The organism is Colwellia sp. NW0002-52-1 (assembly GCF_057550865.1).
This window is the reverse complement of record NZ_BAAJLU010000014.1, coordinates 63,188-78,118: the sequence shown is the minus strand read 5'-3', so window position 1 is coordinate 78,118 and position 14,931 is coordinate 63,188. Positions and strand designations below refer to the sequence as shown.

The window sequence follows — 14,931 nt, the reverse complement described above, 5'->3', positions numbered from 1 at the left end:
TTTTATCAATCATAAAAGTTTTTTTACAATCAAAACAGGAATAAATAATGACAACTATATACTTGGTAATTTTTTGCCAGAACTTAATGGATAAGGGATACTGGCGCTGTTGTTTTACTTAAAAACCTAACCACAATGGCTGTATTGAAATAATAGCAAGGCCCATCTCTTTTAGACATTAAATATAAGTAGTAGTTAAATATGATAATTGAATTTATAACGAATAATATGCCAACTATTTTAGCCTTGGTTGCTACTGGTATATTCGCTGGGATTTTAGCCGGTTTGTTGGGGGTAGGCGGCGGTATCGTGATTGTACCTGTGCTATTTTTCTTGTTCCAAAGTTTTGGCGTATCACCAGAGTCTGCCATGGTTATTGCAACAGCAACCTCACTGGCCACCATAGTGCCAACGTCTATTAGCTCTATTCGTTCCCATCACCATAAAGGAAATGTTGATTTTAGCCTGCTTAAACGTTGGGCGGTATTTATTCTTGTCGGTGTGCTAGCGGGAAGTTGGTTGGTAACTCGGATTGAAGGTACGATATTAACCCTATTGTTTGGTGTGATAGCGGTTTTATCAGCATTAAATATGTTATTTAGAACAGGTAAGTCGGCGCTATATCAAAAGCTACCGGGTACAGCAGGACAAACAATAATGGGTGCATCGATTGGCTTTTTCAGTTCTATGGTAGGGATTGGCGGCGGCACCATCTCAGTACCATTGCTTACGCTCTATAATTACCCTGCTCACAAGGCCGTTGGCACTGCTGCGGCAATAGGGTTAATTATTTCCTTGCCGGGCGCATTAACAATGCTAACCTTAGGCAATACACCTATTGATGCCCCAGCAGGCACCTTTGGCTTAGTCAACTTAGCGAGCTTTATTTGTATTGTGCCGCTAACGGTATTATTTGCCCCTGTTGGAGCTTCATTAGCGGCAAAGCTAGACGCCGTAAAACTGAAAAAAATCTTTGCCTTCGTACTACTCTTTACCGGCTTACGCATGCTAGCGCAGCTATTCTTGTAACACTCTCGCTTCTTAGCTTTTAACTGACAGCTAATAGCTTATAGTTGATAGCTTTTTATTTTAGCAAGTTCATTTCGAATAATTGCAGCACCAGCACTTAACGCATTTAACTTCCCTCTTGCTACCTCGCGAGATAAAGGAGCCATGCCGCAATTAGTGCAAGGATAGAGTTTATCTGCATCGACATACTTAAGCGCTTCTCTTAAGGTTTTGGCAACTTCCTCTGGCGTTTCAATGGTGTTACTTGCGACATCAATAGCGCCCACCATTACTTTTTTACCGCGAATAAGCTCCAGTAAGTCCATAGGTACATGAGAGTTATGACACTCTAGCGAGATAATATCGATTGAAGATTTTTGCAGTTTAGGAAACGCTTGTTCATATTGTCGCCACTGTGATCCTAAAGTTTTTTTCCAATCTGTGTTGGCTTTTATGCCATAGCCATAGCAAATATGTACGGCAGTTTCACAAGTTAGCCCTTCAATTGCCCGCTCTAAACAAGCAATACCCCAATCATTAACTTCATCAAAAAATACATTAAATGCAGGCTCATCAAACTGAATAATATCAACACCTGCAGCTTCTAATTCTTTAGCTTCTTGGTTCAGTATTTTAGCAAATTCCCAAGCGAGCTTTTCGCGACTTTGGTAATGGTCGTCATGCAGGGTGTCTACCATTGTCATCGGGCCCGGCAAAGCCCATTTAATAGGATTGTTAGTTTGCTGGCGTAAAAGTTTGGCGTCTTCAACAAACACCGACTTTGGACGAGAAACCGGGCCAACTACGGTAGGTACACTAGCCTCATAACGGTCGCGAATTTTAACGGTTTTACGGTGCTCAAAATCTACGCCGGTTAGGTGTTCAATAAAGGTAGTAACAAAATGTTGGCGGGTTTGCTCGCCATCACTAACAATATCAATACCGGCTTGTTGTTGCTCTTGCAATGAAACACGTAGCGCATCGTGTTTACCAGCAATGAGTTCATCGCCTTGTAGCTTCCAAGGTGACCATAACGCTTCGGGTTCTGCAAGCCATGAGGGTTTAGGTAAACTGCCTGCTGTTGATGTAGGGAGTATTATTTTTTCTTTCAGCGCTTTGTTAGTAAGTTCGTTGTTAAGTGTTTTTTTAATTTGCGTATTCATAATAAGTGCCACGGTACCTTTTTCTTATTCAAATATATTAATTAAAGTGCGTAATTTTCCGACCATTGATTGAGCACTTTCTGGTAAGGTTTGATAAAGTTTTCTTCAGCAAACTTGCCTTGTTTTATCGCTAATTTACTGCGTTCTTCTTTGTCATAAAAAATTTTCGTTAATGAATGGTCTTGGTTCTTTAAATTGGGTTGATATACATTGCCTGCCACAGCATTTGCGTTATAAATTTCAGGTCGATAAATCTTTTGAAATGTTTCCATGGTGCTGATGGTGCTGATTAACTCAAGATTGCTATAATCGTTAAGTAAGTCGCCAAAGAAAAAGAAAGCCAAAGGTGCAACGCTTTTTGGCGGCATAAAGTAACGAACTTGTAAGCCCATTTTTTTGAAATACTGCTCGGTTAAAGAAGATTCACTAGGCTGATATTCAACCCCCAATAAAGGATGCTGATTGCCTGTTCTATGATAGGTTTTGTTATCCGAAACACTTAAGCAAATAACCGGCGTTTTTTTAAAGTGCTGTTTATAGGTACTTGAATTTACAAAGTTCTTAAAAAGTTTGCCGTGTAAATCGCCAAAATGCTCAGGAATACTAAATTGGGCTTGGCCTTTATTATGCTCAGACAACAACACACTAAAATCATAATCTCGTACATAAGAAGAGAAATTATTGCCTACAATCCCTTCAATACGCTCGCTAGTTTGATGATCAACAACCGTGGTTTTTAATACTTCAATTGACGGAAAAGCTTGTCCGGTGTCTTCAATATCGATATCAACAGAAATTATTTCTAGCTCGACAGAATAACGATCGCCTTTAGGGTTATCCCAATAAGCTAAAGCATTAAAGCTATTGTCGATCATCTTTAAGGTGTTACGTAAATTCTGTTGTCGGCTATTTCCTCTAGCTAAATTAGCAAAGTTGGTGGTAATGCGCGTATTGTTTGACGGGTGATAGTTTTCATTCAGACCAATGCGCTTAATAGTAAATGTAAAATCTTTATTCATGAGAATCTGTTATCCAATTGCTGTCGTAAAATCTGAATTAATTCCATGCTCTTTACTGAGCGGGTTAATTTGTTTTCTGACTTTTCCTATAAGAATTTTTTGCCGTTAGTTTGGCAAAAGCGTAATTCAAAGCTAGCTGTAATAATGTCGAAAGTTAAAAGCAGAGTGTGTTTTATACGGGGTTCGTTATATGAATAAAATTGATTTTATTTCATTGTTATATGAGTTTTTCTCATGAATGGTGTTTTTTCATCAATTTGAATTAATTCTTGCGGTTATTTAAAGCCATACAAGTCCAAAGTTTTCAGGGGAGGTTATTGTTTTTAGGGCAAGGTATAAAATTAGATGAATGTAATAAATGACTTCAGTTACGCTTTCGAAACTGATAAAAAAATAGTGTGGTAGTTTGTTATTTTTGAAATAGAAATAGTGAAAAATATAGACATTGAAAGAAGGACGTTTATCTATGAAGGGAAGGGCTTCGCTATATACTAAGTTTTTTACTTACTATGTAAGGCATGTTCTAGTTAATCCATGATGAAGAAATTGAAAGTTAGAAATTAAAAAGCAAAAAAGCTCATTTTACTGAGCTTTTTCATTTTGGGTTCGCGCTTTACACGCTACCCTTGCTGTACCTAGTATTAAAATTAATACTATCGATTTTGTAGTCGATTATAATCAAAAAGCCCTGCTTTATAAGGGTACTTTTTCTTATTGTCTGCATGCACTGCGTCGCTATGTTGCCAAAAACTAGTATCAGTTCTGCGTATGGCATAATCGTCCATTAATGCTTGGTAATCAGCTTCTGTGTTTAATGCCATAACCGCTTTAACATAGCCGGTTAATTGAGACTCGCTAACATTAACGAATACATCTGGGTATGCACCCACCAAGCCACTCGTAACAGTAATGGTGTCTTGTTCAGGTAAGCGGTTCTCATCTTCACTTAATAAGCTGGTTATATTACTGTGAGCATTATTTCGCAGCACGCTGTAATAGTAGGTTTGATCACTGTTTTGCACAGACAAAAAGGTAATTTGTGGCATTAAGGTTATTGGGCCGCCTGTTATATTCTGTAATTTGTCTAACGCTTTTCTATGACTTCTCGGTGTTCTTTTACTGACTAAATTATTATCTGTAACTAGCACAGGACTAACTTTTTGTTTTAGTAACTGATACAGCTCTTGCTTATGATCTTTTGTTTGATAATTAATGCCAGAAGGTTGAGAGAACAATTTATGCGGTGCCATTAAGTATTCTTTTTGGCTATCTGATACACCAGAGTACCATTTTGTTAGCTCTGTTTTGCGCGTCTCTGGTGGTAATAGTGCTAAAAAGTTAAATTCGCCTTCTATACGAAGAAAATCCATATATAAACGAGTATTTAATTGATGACCAATATTGCCATATACGTCAAAACCTGCAGCTAATAAATAATGAATACGCTCTAATAAACCATAGTCAATTACCCAAGAGGTTTGTGGAGGACGACCGACTAAACCTTTAATCACAGTTGCTGAGTCAATATGGCGAAATATGGTTAATGCCGCGTTTGTATTATCGCCATCACCTGCCCATATTTGTTCTGTTGTAAGGTGCTCGCCATTAGGAAAAGCTTTGTTCATCTTGAGCGCTTTATCATGCATGAACTCACGTTGAAGCTTAGAATATTTAAGCCAATTGGTAATGATATAGGCATTGCTTTCTGCGGCCGATGGTAAGGCTAAATTATCTTGTTGATTATTATAAAATGCGGAGTGATCTTTGGCATTTTTTTCATTTGGGTTAACAAAAAACACCCAAAAACGATCGTTAATAACATTCAACGCAACTTGCCCTCTGCATACTGGGCTTTTAATAAAGTTCATGATGGTGAACTCTGCTTCTTCAAGCAAAAACTTATACCGAGAAACAGACGGTATTGCTTCAAATGCTTTAAATGGATTTGAAGCTACTTCAGGTTTGTAAGAAGGCAAGGCCTTTACCTGGTAATTATCTTGATAAAATAATTGGTTAAACGTTGCTAAACGATCGTTATTTAATGCATACGGCATATGGGTTTTTTCTAGTATGGTGCCTTGCTCGCGCCAAAAACGGTAATAAACTCGCTCTACACCTGGGTCGTCATAAGGTCGACGGGTAGCAATAATATCAATAGGTTGCCCAGGAGGTGTTCGAGATCGTACTACTTTGAAAAACTCACCAGCGGGCAATTCAGAAAAATACATGTGCGCGATGAACCAATGTTCATATAAATAACGACTTACTAGCTTTTCTTTTAATGAGTCGCCATTTAAGTAGTTTTCCCATGTTGCTATTTGAGCGATGTAGTTATTTTCTAAAGGCTTTGGTGGGGCCATTTTTGCACCGTTACGCAACCATGTTTGTAAAATTTCATCTTCAGGTGCTGATAGCGCAGGTAAACCAAAAGGCATGCCCCAATCGGGATAATTTTGTGCATAGCTATCCATTTCAACATCGGTAGGGCATTGTTGTTGTCTATCTAAGGCAAAGTTAAATTGCTTAGGTAATATTTTCCCCTTAGGGAGCGGATGCTGTTGCTTAAGTGAAAGTAATCTCGACATAACACTTGCTTGTTGATTAAATGCTGGCGATTGTTGACGTTCGTTTAGGACGCCATAAAAACCATTGTTACGCCACGCTTGTGTATTGTCATGATCTTCGAATAAGCGTTGGGGTGTTGCGGCGAGTAACCGCGTACCGTCATATACTAATGCTTTGTTTGCACCGCGGTCGATACCTTGTGCAGATGATAACTTCAACTGACATGGCGCATCATAACAACCATGACAAACCACACAGCGCTGTTCAATAATTGGCTGTACTTCATCATGATAAAACGTTGCTTGTGTTGAGTTATTATCTACCATTCGAGCTTGAGGCTCAGCTTTACCAAACAGATCATCAAATTGACTATTAGCGATCATGGCACAACCACCCAAAATAGCGATGAAGATTAAAAGCAGAAATGGCTTTGATTTGTGAGAAATATTCATATCGGCGTTAACACTTATAGGTTAATCAAACGTGACTTTAAAAGCTGCATATTATAAACGAAACATGGCGCTCAAAGCTACCTAGCACTATGATGCGTTTGATGGCATGTTGACTGTACATATGAAGCATAGGCCCCTATTGCCAATAGCTTAATCCCCAACTAGTAAAGCGCTGATTATCAATGTAGAGTTAGCTTTGGTTTTTGTTTATCCACTTGAAAGTTAATGCAGATGACACTTAAAAAGTTTACCAATGCGGCCCAACAACTTTTAGCACGTAGAGTTTCAGGCACCAAAGCCTATAGTGTAGATGCCACTATAAAACCTAATACCATTGAGGAAGCTTTAATTGTCCAACAAGAAACTATTAAACTTCGTACTGACTTTGTGGCCGGTTGGAAATGCCTATTACCCTTAGCAGAAGATAAAATTATCATTGCGCCTATTTTTAGCGACACCATGTAAAACGGTGAGCAATGTTGGTTAATGCAAGACAATAACAAAGTGCGAGTTGAGCCTGAAATTGCTTTTGTTCTAAACCATGATTTACCTGCACGTAAAGAAGGTTATACTGCCGCAAAAATCGATGCAGCTATAGGTAGTTGTCATATGGCGTTAGAGTTAATACAAAGTCGTTTTGCTGATGACTCTGATGCATTATTTCCTGAGCGATTAGCTGATTGCTTAGTTAATCAAGGCTTATTTATCGGGCCAGAAATTGATAAGGCAGTGGCATTTTCAGCAAATAAATTTCAAGTATCTATTAAGCAGTATGAGCCAAACACTGCGGTTAACGAGCAAGTTTTTAATGGCGTACATCCTAATCCATTGCCACAACTACCAGTTTATTGGGCAATAAATTTTATGACAAAACGAGGCACTAACTTTAAGAAAGGTGAAGCATTTACAACCGGTTCTTATGCTGGCGTTGTTGAGTTATATTTTGATCAAACTACTCAAATTGATTATGCCGGTATTGGCAGTTTTAAGGTTATATTTAAAGAACTTGTTTAATTATTTTTATTAGCAACAGCAAAAGAAAAGTAAAACAGATTTAATGCTAATGAAACCAATTAAATTAACGCAAAAGATTTAAGTATAGCCAAGCCAATACTGACGGTAAATAAAGAGACAACCGTACTCATTACAATAATATTAGCGGCTAACGTTTCATTACCTTTCATGGCTTTCACCATAATATAACTTGCCGCCGCGGTTGGCGTACTTGCCATTAAAAATAAAATGCCTAAATCCATTTTTGAAAAGCCGCTAAGGTAAGCTATATACGTAATTATAATCGGTGATACCACTAATTTAGCAATAACGGCAATGCCAGCCACGCCTTTAGTATCTTTCATATCATTAAACGATAAGCTAGCCCCAATGCATAATAGTGCTACTGGTAAGGTTAATTGTGCTAAATAATCACCCGTTTGCAATATCACTGGATGTATTGGTACGTGCAATAAATTAATACTAATGCCAAACATAATACCAATAATTAATGGGTTTTTAGTCATGCTAACGATCATTGAAAACACGTTAAGCTTTTTGTCTGTTAGTGTCGACGTTAAGGTATAAATAGCCAACACGTTATAAACCAATGACAAAATAGACATCACAATAGAGGCTTTAGCAATGCCAGCATCACCATATAGATTGACACAGAGTGCTAAACCTACAATAGCTAAATTCCCGCGAAAAGCGCCTTGCACATAAACCCCTTTATCTCGTGGATTTTTCACAAAAACATTTGCGGTTAATGTCAGCAATATAAAAACGAGTAATGTAGAAAGTGAGGCGCTTGCTATGGTCATGGGATCAAAAACCGTGGCTATATCTGTTCTGAACATGCTCATACCAAGCATCACAGGCAGTGATACTTTAAACACCATTATCGAGGCTTGGTCGACAAAGGCTTTGCCAATTATGCCGTATTTTTTCAGGATGCCGCCGAGAACAACCATCATAAAAATAGGGCCCGTTACTGAAAACGAGAAATGCAGTGTAGATAAAAATTCAGTTAGCACTATGGGCTCAGTTTTTGTTGGTAATAAGGCAAGATATGCAACCACGTTAGCCAGGTTACACCGGATTTAGCTTTTGAGTTTAGCTATTTCTTGGACGTTGCAGCAATAGCTTTATGACGAAAATTTCTAATTTAATCTTATTTTTGTTAACCTTTCAGAAGAATTATAGATAAATACTGCGCTGAAATATAAATGAATCTTGAACATTCCCACTCTTAAAGACTCTCAGCACAGTAAAGTATAAACATGTCATTTGCTTATCGAGCATTATTAAGTCTATTAGGTATATAATGAAAAAAAGAGGTAAAAAATTATGATTAAATTTATTACAAGTTTATTAAGCTTAGCTATTGTTATGGTACAAATGTCGTCAGTACAAGCTGCAGAAGTTGAAGTTAAATGGACAAATCCTGATAAATATACTGATATTAAAGCAGGTGAAGGGCACCGAAAAAAGTTTCAAGAACAAACATTTAAAACCCTAGAAGAACATTTTGCTAAAATGGCTAAAATGTTACCTGAGCAACAAAAATTACTTTTAGATGTAACCAATTTAGATCTGGCGGGCGATGTTAACTATGGCATTAAGCGAATTCGTATTGTAAAAGATATATTTACTCCTCGCATGAAGTTTAGTTATCAGTTGTTAAATGCAGATAAAACTGTGGCAAAAAGTGAAGAGGTTTCACTTAACGATATGGGATTTTTGATGCATAACAACCTAAAATACCGAAGCGAAAGTCTAAAATACGAGAAAAAGATGTTAGATGATTGGTTTAGAAAAACCTTTGCAAGCAACGTGAAAAGTAACGAGCAAAAATAAATAAACATCATAGGTTTGTAAAACTAAAAAAAACGCAGCTTGGCTGCGTTTTTTCTATTGTATTTGCGACTAAATATAACGTTCAACAGTATGTTTAGCTATGTTCAAATTTAGCTAATACAGTAAATAGTTGCTCAATTTTTTTTACAATATCGATTAATGTATTTTGGTCTGAAGTTTTTTGCCAAAAAATTAAATCATTCGCTACTTCTTCAACGTAAGGTTGAAAAGTATTAGCGGAACACTTAAAGCCTGCATCTTCAGTAAATATAGCAGCAAATCCTGCTTGCTTAGCTTCTCGTAATGTCGTTAACGTGGCGTCGGCTGCGAGAGATTTCTTTAAAATTATCGAGATATTTTCGATTAGTTGTTTGTGTACGGCTTCGCTCATAATTACTTATTTTCAGTTTGTGTATTTAATGGCGCTATTATGCCAAATTGATTTGCTTTTTGTTAGTCTCAAATGTAATTTTGCTAATACCCGTGTTACCGTTATTAGCGCTTACAATATATTCCTAAAAAAATGAGTTTTACTGCGCAATATTAGGTTAAATTTATGGGTGTTTTATTGGCTTCTCCAGCAATTTCCCTGACCAATTTTGGCATTAAATAACCGGGTAAAATCGCCATAAGCTGCAAGGTAATTTCTTTTGCCTCAGTTTCTGTTAAGTCGAAATGAGCCACGCCTTGTACTTTATCAAACAGATGTAAGTAATAAGGTTGAATACCAATATCAAATAAACGTTCGCTTAACTGAGCCAGTATTTGAGCGTTGTTATTAATGCCTTTTAGTAACACACTCTGATTAAAAAGCGGTATGCGTGCTGATATTAGAGGTTCAAGTGCTTCAGCGACATTATTGTCTATTTCATTCGCATGGTTTACATGAAATACAATGACAGGTTTAAGACGTGTTGTTCTTAAGGTGTTAACTAACGCGGGCGTAATGCGCTGAGGTATAACAATCGGCAAACGGGTATGAATACGTAAACGGGTGATATGCGAAATTTTTTCTATTTCAGCAATAAGCCACTGTAAATGCTCATCACTTGCCATTAAAGGGTCGCCGCCACTGAAAATAACTTCGTTAATCTCGTTGTGTTGCTCAATATAGTTAAGTGCTTGCTGCCACCGTGCTTTATTCGGGCTATTATCTGCATAAGGAAAATGCCGACGGAAACAGTAGCGACAATTAATAGCGCAACCTGTTTTTACCATCATTAATACACGGTGTTTATATTTATGTAATAACCCAGGCGCTACAGTGTCATGTTCTTCTAGAGGATCTTCGTTATATCCCTCGGTTATTGAGAACTCAAGATCTAAGGGCATTACTTGTTTCAGAATAGGGTCGTTAATATCTCCTTTTTTAATACGAGAGATTAAAGGTCGTGGTACACGCACCGGAAATAGCTTTCGTGCAGCAAAGTGATGTTGATACATTTCTGGTGAAATATCCACCAACTCTAATAGGGTTTTAGGATCGGTAATTACATTTGCTAATTCTTTTTGCCAAGAAGTGTGCAATTGATTGCTGATTTGGGTTATTATTTGCGGCATTTCTATATTCAATTTTTAACCTTTACGTTTAGTACGTGAACGAGCGAGCATAATAATTATGGCTAATTTTAGCACTAACCAGTTCAAAGCTGGACTTAAATTAATGATTGATGGTGAACCTTGTAACATTATCGATAATGAAATCGTAAAACCGGGTAAAGGGCAAGCATTCAATCGCATTAAAATTCGTAAGTTAATATCTGGCAAGGTATTAGAAAAAACGTATAAATCAGGCGAGAGTGTTGAAGGCGCTGATGTAATGGACGAAGACCTAGCCTATTTGTATGCCGATGGTGAGTTTTGGCATTTTATGAACAACGAAACATTTGAGCAAGTTGCCGCTGACGAAAAAGCCGTTGGCGATGTTGCTAAATGGTTAGCAGAAGGTGATGTATGTAATATTACCTTTTGGAACGGCAACCCTATCTCTGTTGATCCACCAAATTTTGTTGAATTAGAAATTACTGAAACTGACCCTGGTCTTAAAGGTGATACTGCCGGTACCGGTGGCAAGCCTGCTACTTTAGTTACAGGTGCGGTTGTGCGTGTGCCGCTTTTCATTCAAATTGGTGAAATAGTTAAGGTTGATACGCGCACGGGTGAATATGTTTCGCGTGCAAGTAAGTAAAAATTTATTGTTAGCCTAAAGCTTATTGCTTTCGGTACTCATTGAGTTAAGCACTTATTTAAATGCTTAAGCAAATAAAAAAGCTCACTTTTGTGAGCTTTTTTATTTTGTTGGCTTGAGTTATTAAGCCTGTTCTGCAGGCGGCACTTGTGAAGTGCGACCTTCTGGCCAATCAGTAAAGGGGAATGGATAAACTTCAGAATTAAAGGTTAACAACTGATTAATTTGGTAAACATAACTATTTAAACTTTGCCCAAGTCTTAAAAGTTGGTTATTAGGTGTGTTACTAAATAGCATAGTGATAAACTGAAAAATAGCGATTAGAGCAATAAAAAATCGAATAAAACCACTAATAAAACCAAAACACAGCATAGCTAAACCGCGCTGCCAAATGCCAGGGCTTTTCCATGAATCTTTAGGGGTTTTGTTGTTACCAAATAATTCATTTTCTAACTCATCTCTCATAAAATACTCCATATTGAATTGGTATAATTTGTTTCAACTTTATTTAGCAACGTTGATTTGCCAAGATAATTTATAAAGTTAATTTATAGCGTGAATTTGCAAAGATAAGGCCAAGATTTTTATTTAAATAGAATCAAGTGGTTAGGTTTTATTAAACCTTTGGTTATTTGTCAATACGATCATTATTTAGCGTAAAAAGCTAACTTTTACCATGATTATGCATTTAGGAATAACCCTGTTTTATGAATGAATAGCTTTAATGAATCAAAGATAAAATGTTATTGCTAGTTAGCTTTGAAAACCAGCAAACATAGTATTTTTCGTAGCGTATTATGCTGTAATTACACTAAATAATACTGATATTTTCGTTTATTGATAAACATGCTTTATCATTGATGTTTTTGTTTCCTTTAAGTTTTATACTAGGGCAAGATTAAAGTATTCACCTTAACATTCGACTCGTTCATTATTTTTAGGGCATTAACCGCTAGATTTACTGTTGAAAATTATTTACTTGCCCCCACGTTAAGGTCACGCAATTATTTTGAGGTTCGCTATGTTACCAGCACTAGAAATTTCCGGATTAACTAAAATCTATAAGGGCGGTTTTCAAGCACTTAAAGGTATTGACCTTACCGTTAAACAAGGTGACTTTTTTGCTTTGCTTGGTCCTAATGGTGCAGGCAAATCCACTACCATAGGTATTATTACTTCATTAGTGAATAAAACGGCTGGTAAAGTCGCTGTTTTTGGTCATGACATTGATCAAGAGCTTGAAGCGGCTAAAAGTTTTATTGGTTTAGTGCCACAAGAGTTTAACTTCAATCAATTTGAATCGTTAATGAAAATCTTAGTTAACCAAGCTGGCTATTATGGTGTTGAGCGAAAGTTAGCGGTACAGCGAGCTGAAAAATATTTAAAGCAATTAAATTTATGGGAAAAGCGTAATGACGCTGCCCGTATGCTTTCTGGTGGTATGAAGCGCCGACTTATGATTGCTCGTGCCTTAATGCATGAACCTAAAATGCTGATCCTTGACGAACCCACCGCTGGCGTCGACATTGAGCTGAGACGCTCGATGTGGGAGTTTTTGCGTGAGCTAAATAAGCAAGGCATTACCATTATATTAACCACACATTATTTAGAAGAAGCCGAAATGCTTTGCCGCAATATTGCCATTATAGATTCAGGTATTATTGTTGAAAATACGGATATGAAATCGCTGCTAGCCAAATTAGATGTTGAGACCTTTGTTTTCGATTTAAAACCCAATAGCGAACCCCAAGAATTAGTGGGCTTAAGTTCTAGAGTAATAGATAGTCACACAATAGAAGTCGACGTGAAAAAAACGCAAACCATAAACGCTGTGTTTACTGAATTAAATAATCAAGGCATTGAAGTGTTAAGTATGCGTAATAAGAGTAATCGACTAGAAGAGCTATTTGTAGGTCTAGTAGGTAGTGGTCAAGCCGCAAGCAAAAGCGCAGTTAAGGAGTAAATATTATGGGTTCTTCTAGAAATATTATTGCGCTGAAAAGTATCATGCATAAAGAGATACACCGTTTTATGCGTATTTGGGTGCAAACATTAGTACCACCAGCAATTACCATCAGTTTGTATTTTGTTATATTTGGCTCGTTAATTGGTTCTCGAATTGGCGAAATGGGCGGTTTTGATTACATGTCATTTATCGTACCTGGTTTAATCATGATGAGTGTAATTACCAACTCATACTCTAATGTTGCTTCGTCTTTTTTCAGTGCTAAATGGCAGCGAAACGTAGAAGAGATGTTAGTAGCACCGGTACCTAATTGGGTTATTGTTGCTGGCTATGTTGGCGGCGGTATGGCGCGTGGTATGCTCGTAGGCAGCATTGTTACTTTAGTATCAATGTTCTTTGTAGATATTCAAATTCATAATATTTGGGTGATTATTGTTACTGTGGCGCTAACATCTGCAACCTTTGCATTAGGTGGTTTAATTAATGCTATTTTTGCGGGTAGCTTTGATGATATATCGATTATCCCGACCTTTATTCTTACACCGTTAACTTATTTAGGCGGTGTATTTTACTCTATCAGCTTATTACCTGAATTTTGGCAAGGTGTATCGCAGATCAACCCTATTGTATATATGGTTAATGCCTTTAGGTATGGATTTTTAGGGATAACAGATGTGAGCTTAACCTTATCGTTTGCTGTACTGGGTGTATTTATTGTTAGTTTATACACTATTGCAATGGTGCTAATCACCAAAGGTATAGGCTTAAGAAGCTAATAGTATTATTGATTAATATATTGAATTTTAAAGGTAAGTATTTGATGAACGACACGGAAATAACCGGCGACTCTAAAGCCATTGTTACCAATCAACCAGGGGTACATGAAAAACTTGTTGAAATTGTTAACAAGCATATCGCCCATCCGTCGCAAAAACCGATACAGGCTCATACTCAACAAGCATTTGATGAGATAAATGAAATTGTTCAGGCGTTTTCGGGCGAGGTTATACTTGATTCGTGTTGTGGTGTTGGTCAAAGTACGCGTTTATTAGCAAAACAAAACCCAAAGGCGTTAGTTATTGGTGTTGATAAATCAGCTCATAGAATTAACCGTAATGTTGATGAAGTTAAACGCGACAACGGTGCAGGCAACGTTGAAAATTTTCATTTAGTACGTGCCGATTTGAATGACTTTTATCGCCTTGTGCTTGCTGCTAATTGGCAAATATCTAAGCATTATATTTTGTACCCAAACCCTTGGCCAAAAGCAAAACACGTGCAAAGGCGTTGGCATGGCAGCGCAGTTTTCCCTCAAATTGTTGCCATTGGACAAGCGCTTATATTGCGAAGTAATTGGTTACTGTATTTAGAAGAGTTTAAAGTCGCGGCAGAAATATTAGCGTGCAAAGGTGAAATTTCAACGGTTAATGTCACGCAACCTTTAACGCCGTTTGAAGCGAAATTTCATGCCAGTGGTCAACAATGTTGGCAATTGCATATTGTTAAAGGCTAACCGTTTATAATTCTGACAATAAATTGGTTAGATTAACAAAAACTTAGTCAATAAACCTTGGCAAGTTAGCTTGTTTTTAATAATATATTCTCTTTAGTTATTATATATCAAGTGGTTACAGTTTTGGCCTGATAGTTGATATTAACTTTGTATCAACGTTAAATTTAGGACAAACACTATGACTAATAATATTAAAAAATCTGT

Annotated in this window: 15 protein-coding genes; 8 read left to right on the top strand and 7 right to left on the bottom strand. The window is 37.1% G+C overall.

Annotated features, from left to right (window positions below):
- The first annotated feature begins 201 nt into the window (after positions 1–201).
- Positions 202–1,029 carry a sulfite exporter TauE/SafE family protein gene (locus AC27H3_RS13685; RefSeq protein WP_487107011.1) on the top strand — a complete coding sequence of 276 codons (828 nt, stop codon included), beginning with the start codon at positions 202–204 and terminating at the stop codon, positions 1,027–1,029.
- A 38-nt stretch (positions 1,030–1,067) separates the two neighbouring features.
- Here the strand turns inward: AC27H3_RS13685 and AC27H3_RS13680 are convergent, their stop codons facing one another.
- The 3 genes from AC27H3_RS13680 to AC27H3_RS13670 all read right to left on the bottom strand — a co-directional run bounded on the left by AC27H3_RS13680 (position 1,068) and on the right by AC27H3_RS13670 (position 6,207).
- Positions 1,068–2,171, bottom strand: a complete 1,104-nt coding sequence (locus AC27H3_RS13680; RefSeq protein WP_487107009.1) for a methionine synthase — start codon at positions 2,169–2,171, stop codon at positions 1,068–1,070.
- Between the two features lie 41 nt (positions 2,172–2,212).
- Positions 2,213–3,190, bottom strand: a complete 978-nt coding sequence (locus AC27H3_RS13675; RefSeq protein ID WP_487107007.1) for a DUF1852 domain-containing protein — start codon at positions 3,188–3,190, stop codon at positions 2,213–2,215.
- A 653-nt stretch (positions 3,191–3,843) separates the two neighbouring features.
- On the bottom strand, positions 3,844–6,207 hold the full coding sequence (locus tag AC27H3_RS13670) for a fatty acid cis/trans isomerase (protein ID WP_487107005.1): 2,364 nt from the start codon (positions 6,205–6,207) through the stop codon (positions 3,844–3,846).
- Between the two features lie 231 nt (positions 6,208–6,438).
- On the opposite strand from AC27H3_RS13670, the gene AC27H3_RS13665 reads away from it, so the two are divergent.
- Together AC27H3_RS13665 and AC27H3_RS13660 are read left to right on the top strand one after the other, a co-directional pair.
- Complete coding sequence (locus AC27H3_RS13665) at positions 6,439–6,672, top strand: hypothetical protein (RefSeq protein ID WP_487107003.1); 234 nt, start codon at positions 6,439–6,441, stop codon at positions 6,670–6,672.
- 21 nt (positions 6,673–6,693) lie between these two features.
- Positions 6,694–7,221, top strand: coding sequence for a hypothetical protein (locus AC27H3_RS13660; protein WP_487107001.1), 528 nt, complete (start codon positions 6,694–6,696; stop codon positions 7,219–7,221).
- Between the two features lie 59 nt (positions 7,222–7,280).
- Here the strand turns inward: AC27H3_RS13660 and AC27H3_RS13655 are convergent, their stop codons facing one another.
- Complete coding sequence (locus AC27H3_RS13655; protein WP_487106999.1) at positions 7,281–8,282, bottom strand: AEC family transporter; 1,002 nt, start codon at positions 8,280–8,282, stop codon at positions 7,281–7,283.
- Between the two features lie 268 nt (positions 8,283–8,550).
- Here AC27H3_RS13655 and AC27H3_RS13650 point away from each other — a divergent pair, with 268 nt between their 5' ends.
- Complete coding sequence (locus tag AC27H3_RS13650; protein WP_487106997.1) at positions 8,551–9,060, top strand: DUF3016 domain-containing protein; 510 nt, start codon at positions 8,551–8,553, stop codon at positions 9,058–9,060.
- A gap of 94 nt (positions 9,061–9,154) precedes the next feature.
- On the opposite strand, the gene AC27H3_RS13645 is transcribed toward AC27H3_RS13650, so the two are convergent.
- Both AC27H3_RS13645 and epmB read right to left on the bottom strand, forming a co-directional pair.
- The gene (locus AC27H3_RS13645; RefSeq protein WP_182254608.1) at positions 9,155–9,451 is read right to left on the bottom strand and encodes a hypothetical protein; all 297 of its coding nucleotides are present in this window, start codon (positions 9,449–9,451) and stop codon (positions 9,155–9,157) included.
- A 152-nt stretch (positions 9,452–9,603) separates the two neighbouring features.
- Positions 9,604–10,620 carry an EF-P beta-lysylation protein EpmB gene (epmB, locus tag AC27H3_RS13640; RefSeq protein WP_487107063.1) on the bottom strand — a complete coding sequence of 339 codons (1,017 nt, stop codon included), beginning with the start codon at positions 10,618–10,620 and terminating at the stop codon, positions 9,604–9,606.
- A 58-nt stretch (positions 10,621–10,678) separates the two neighbouring features.
- On the opposite strand from epmB, the gene efp reads away from it, so the two are divergent.
- Positions 10,679–11,248, top strand: a complete 570-nt coding sequence (gene efp / locus AC27H3_RS13635) for an elongation factor P (protein WP_085305912.1) — start codon at positions 10,679–10,681, stop codon at positions 11,246–11,248.
- A gap of 123 nt (positions 11,249–11,371) precedes the next feature.
- On the opposite strand, the gene AC27H3_RS13630 is transcribed toward efp, so the two are convergent.
- Entirely contained in the window at positions 11,372–11,713 is a 342-nt protein-coding gene (locus tag AC27H3_RS13630; protein ID WP_487106995.1) for a DUF4389 domain-containing protein, read from the bottom strand.
- Positions 11,714–12,269: 556 nt separating this feature from the next.
- Here AC27H3_RS13630 and AC27H3_RS13625 point away from each other — a divergent pair.
- From AC27H3_RS13625 to trmB, 3 genes are read left to right on the top strand one after another with little or no spacing between them, the layout of a single operon-like run.
- Positions 12,270–13,211 carry an ABC transporter ATP-binding protein gene (locus tag AC27H3_RS13625; protein ID WP_487106993.1) on the top strand — a complete coding sequence of 314 codons (942 nt, stop codon included), beginning with the start codon at positions 12,270–12,272 and terminating at the stop codon, positions 13,209–13,211.
- 5 nt (positions 13,212–13,216) lie between these two features.
- Complete coding sequence (locus AC27H3_RS13620) at positions 13,217–13,990, top strand: ABC transporter permease (RefSeq protein WP_085305918.1); 774 nt, start codon at positions 13,217–13,219, stop codon at positions 13,988–13,990.
- 44 nt (positions 13,991–14,034) lie between these two features.
- Positions 14,035–14,727: a tRNA (guanine(46)-N(7))-methyltransferase TrmB gene (gene trmB, locus AC27H3_RS13615; RefSeq protein ID WP_487106990.1), complete on the top strand. Its 693-nt coding sequence runs from the start codon at positions 14,035–14,037 to the stop codon at positions 14,725–14,727.
- The last annotated feature ends 204 nt before the right edge of the window (positions 14,728–14,931 follow it).

Coding starts and splice junctions, on each gene's coding strand:
- AC27H3_RS13685 (WP_487107011.1), top strand. CDS start 202: ATGATAATTGAATTTATAACGAATAATATGCCAACTATTTTAGCCTTG.
- AC27H3_RS13680 (WP_487107009.1), bottom strand. CDS start 2,171: ATGAATACGCAAATTAAAAAAACACTTAACAACGAACTTACTAACAAA.
- AC27H3_RS13675 (WP_487107007.1), bottom strand. CDS start 3,190: ATGAATAAAGATTTTACATTTACTATTAAGCGCATTGGTCTGAATGAA.
- AC27H3_RS13670 (WP_487107005.1), bottom strand. CDS start 6,207: ATGAATATTTCTCACAAATCAAAGCCATTTCTGCTTTTAATCTTCATC.
- AC27H3_RS13665 (WP_487107003.1), top strand. CDS start 6,439: ATGACACTTAAAAAGTTTACCAATGCGGCCCAACAACTTTTAGCACGT.
- AC27H3_RS13660 (WP_487107001.1), top strand. CDS start 6,694: ATGCAAGACAATAACAAAGTGCGAGTTGAGCCTGAAATTGCTTTTGTT.
- AC27H3_RS13650 (WP_487106997.1), top strand. CDS start 8,551: ATGATTAAATTTATTACAAGTTTATTAAGCTTAGCTATTGTTATGGTA.
- AC27H3_RS13645 (WP_182254608.1), bottom strand. CDS start 9,451: ATGAGCGAAGCCGTACACAAACAACTAATCGAAAATATCTCGATAATT.
- epmB (WP_487107063.1), bottom strand. CDS start 10,620: ATGCCGCAAATAATAACCCAAATCAGCAATCAATTGCACACTTCTTGG.
- efp (WP_085305912.1), top strand. CDS start 10,679: ATGGCTAATTTTAGCACTAACCAGTTCAAAGCTGGACTTAAATTAATG.
- AC27H3_RS13630 (WP_487106995.1), bottom strand. CDS start 11,713: ATGAGAGATGAGTTAGAAAATGAATTATTTGGTAACAACAAAACCCCT.
- AC27H3_RS13625 (WP_487106993.1), top strand. CDS start 12,270: ATGTTACCAGCACTAGAAATTTCCGGATTAACTAAAATCTATAAGGGC.
- AC27H3_RS13620 (WP_085305918.1), top strand. CDS start 13,217: ATGGGTTCTTCTAGAAATATTATTGCGCTGAAAAGTATCATGCATAAA.
- trmB (WP_487106990.1), top strand. CDS start 14,035: ATGAACGACACGGAAATAACCGGCGACTCTAAAGCCATTGTTACCAAT.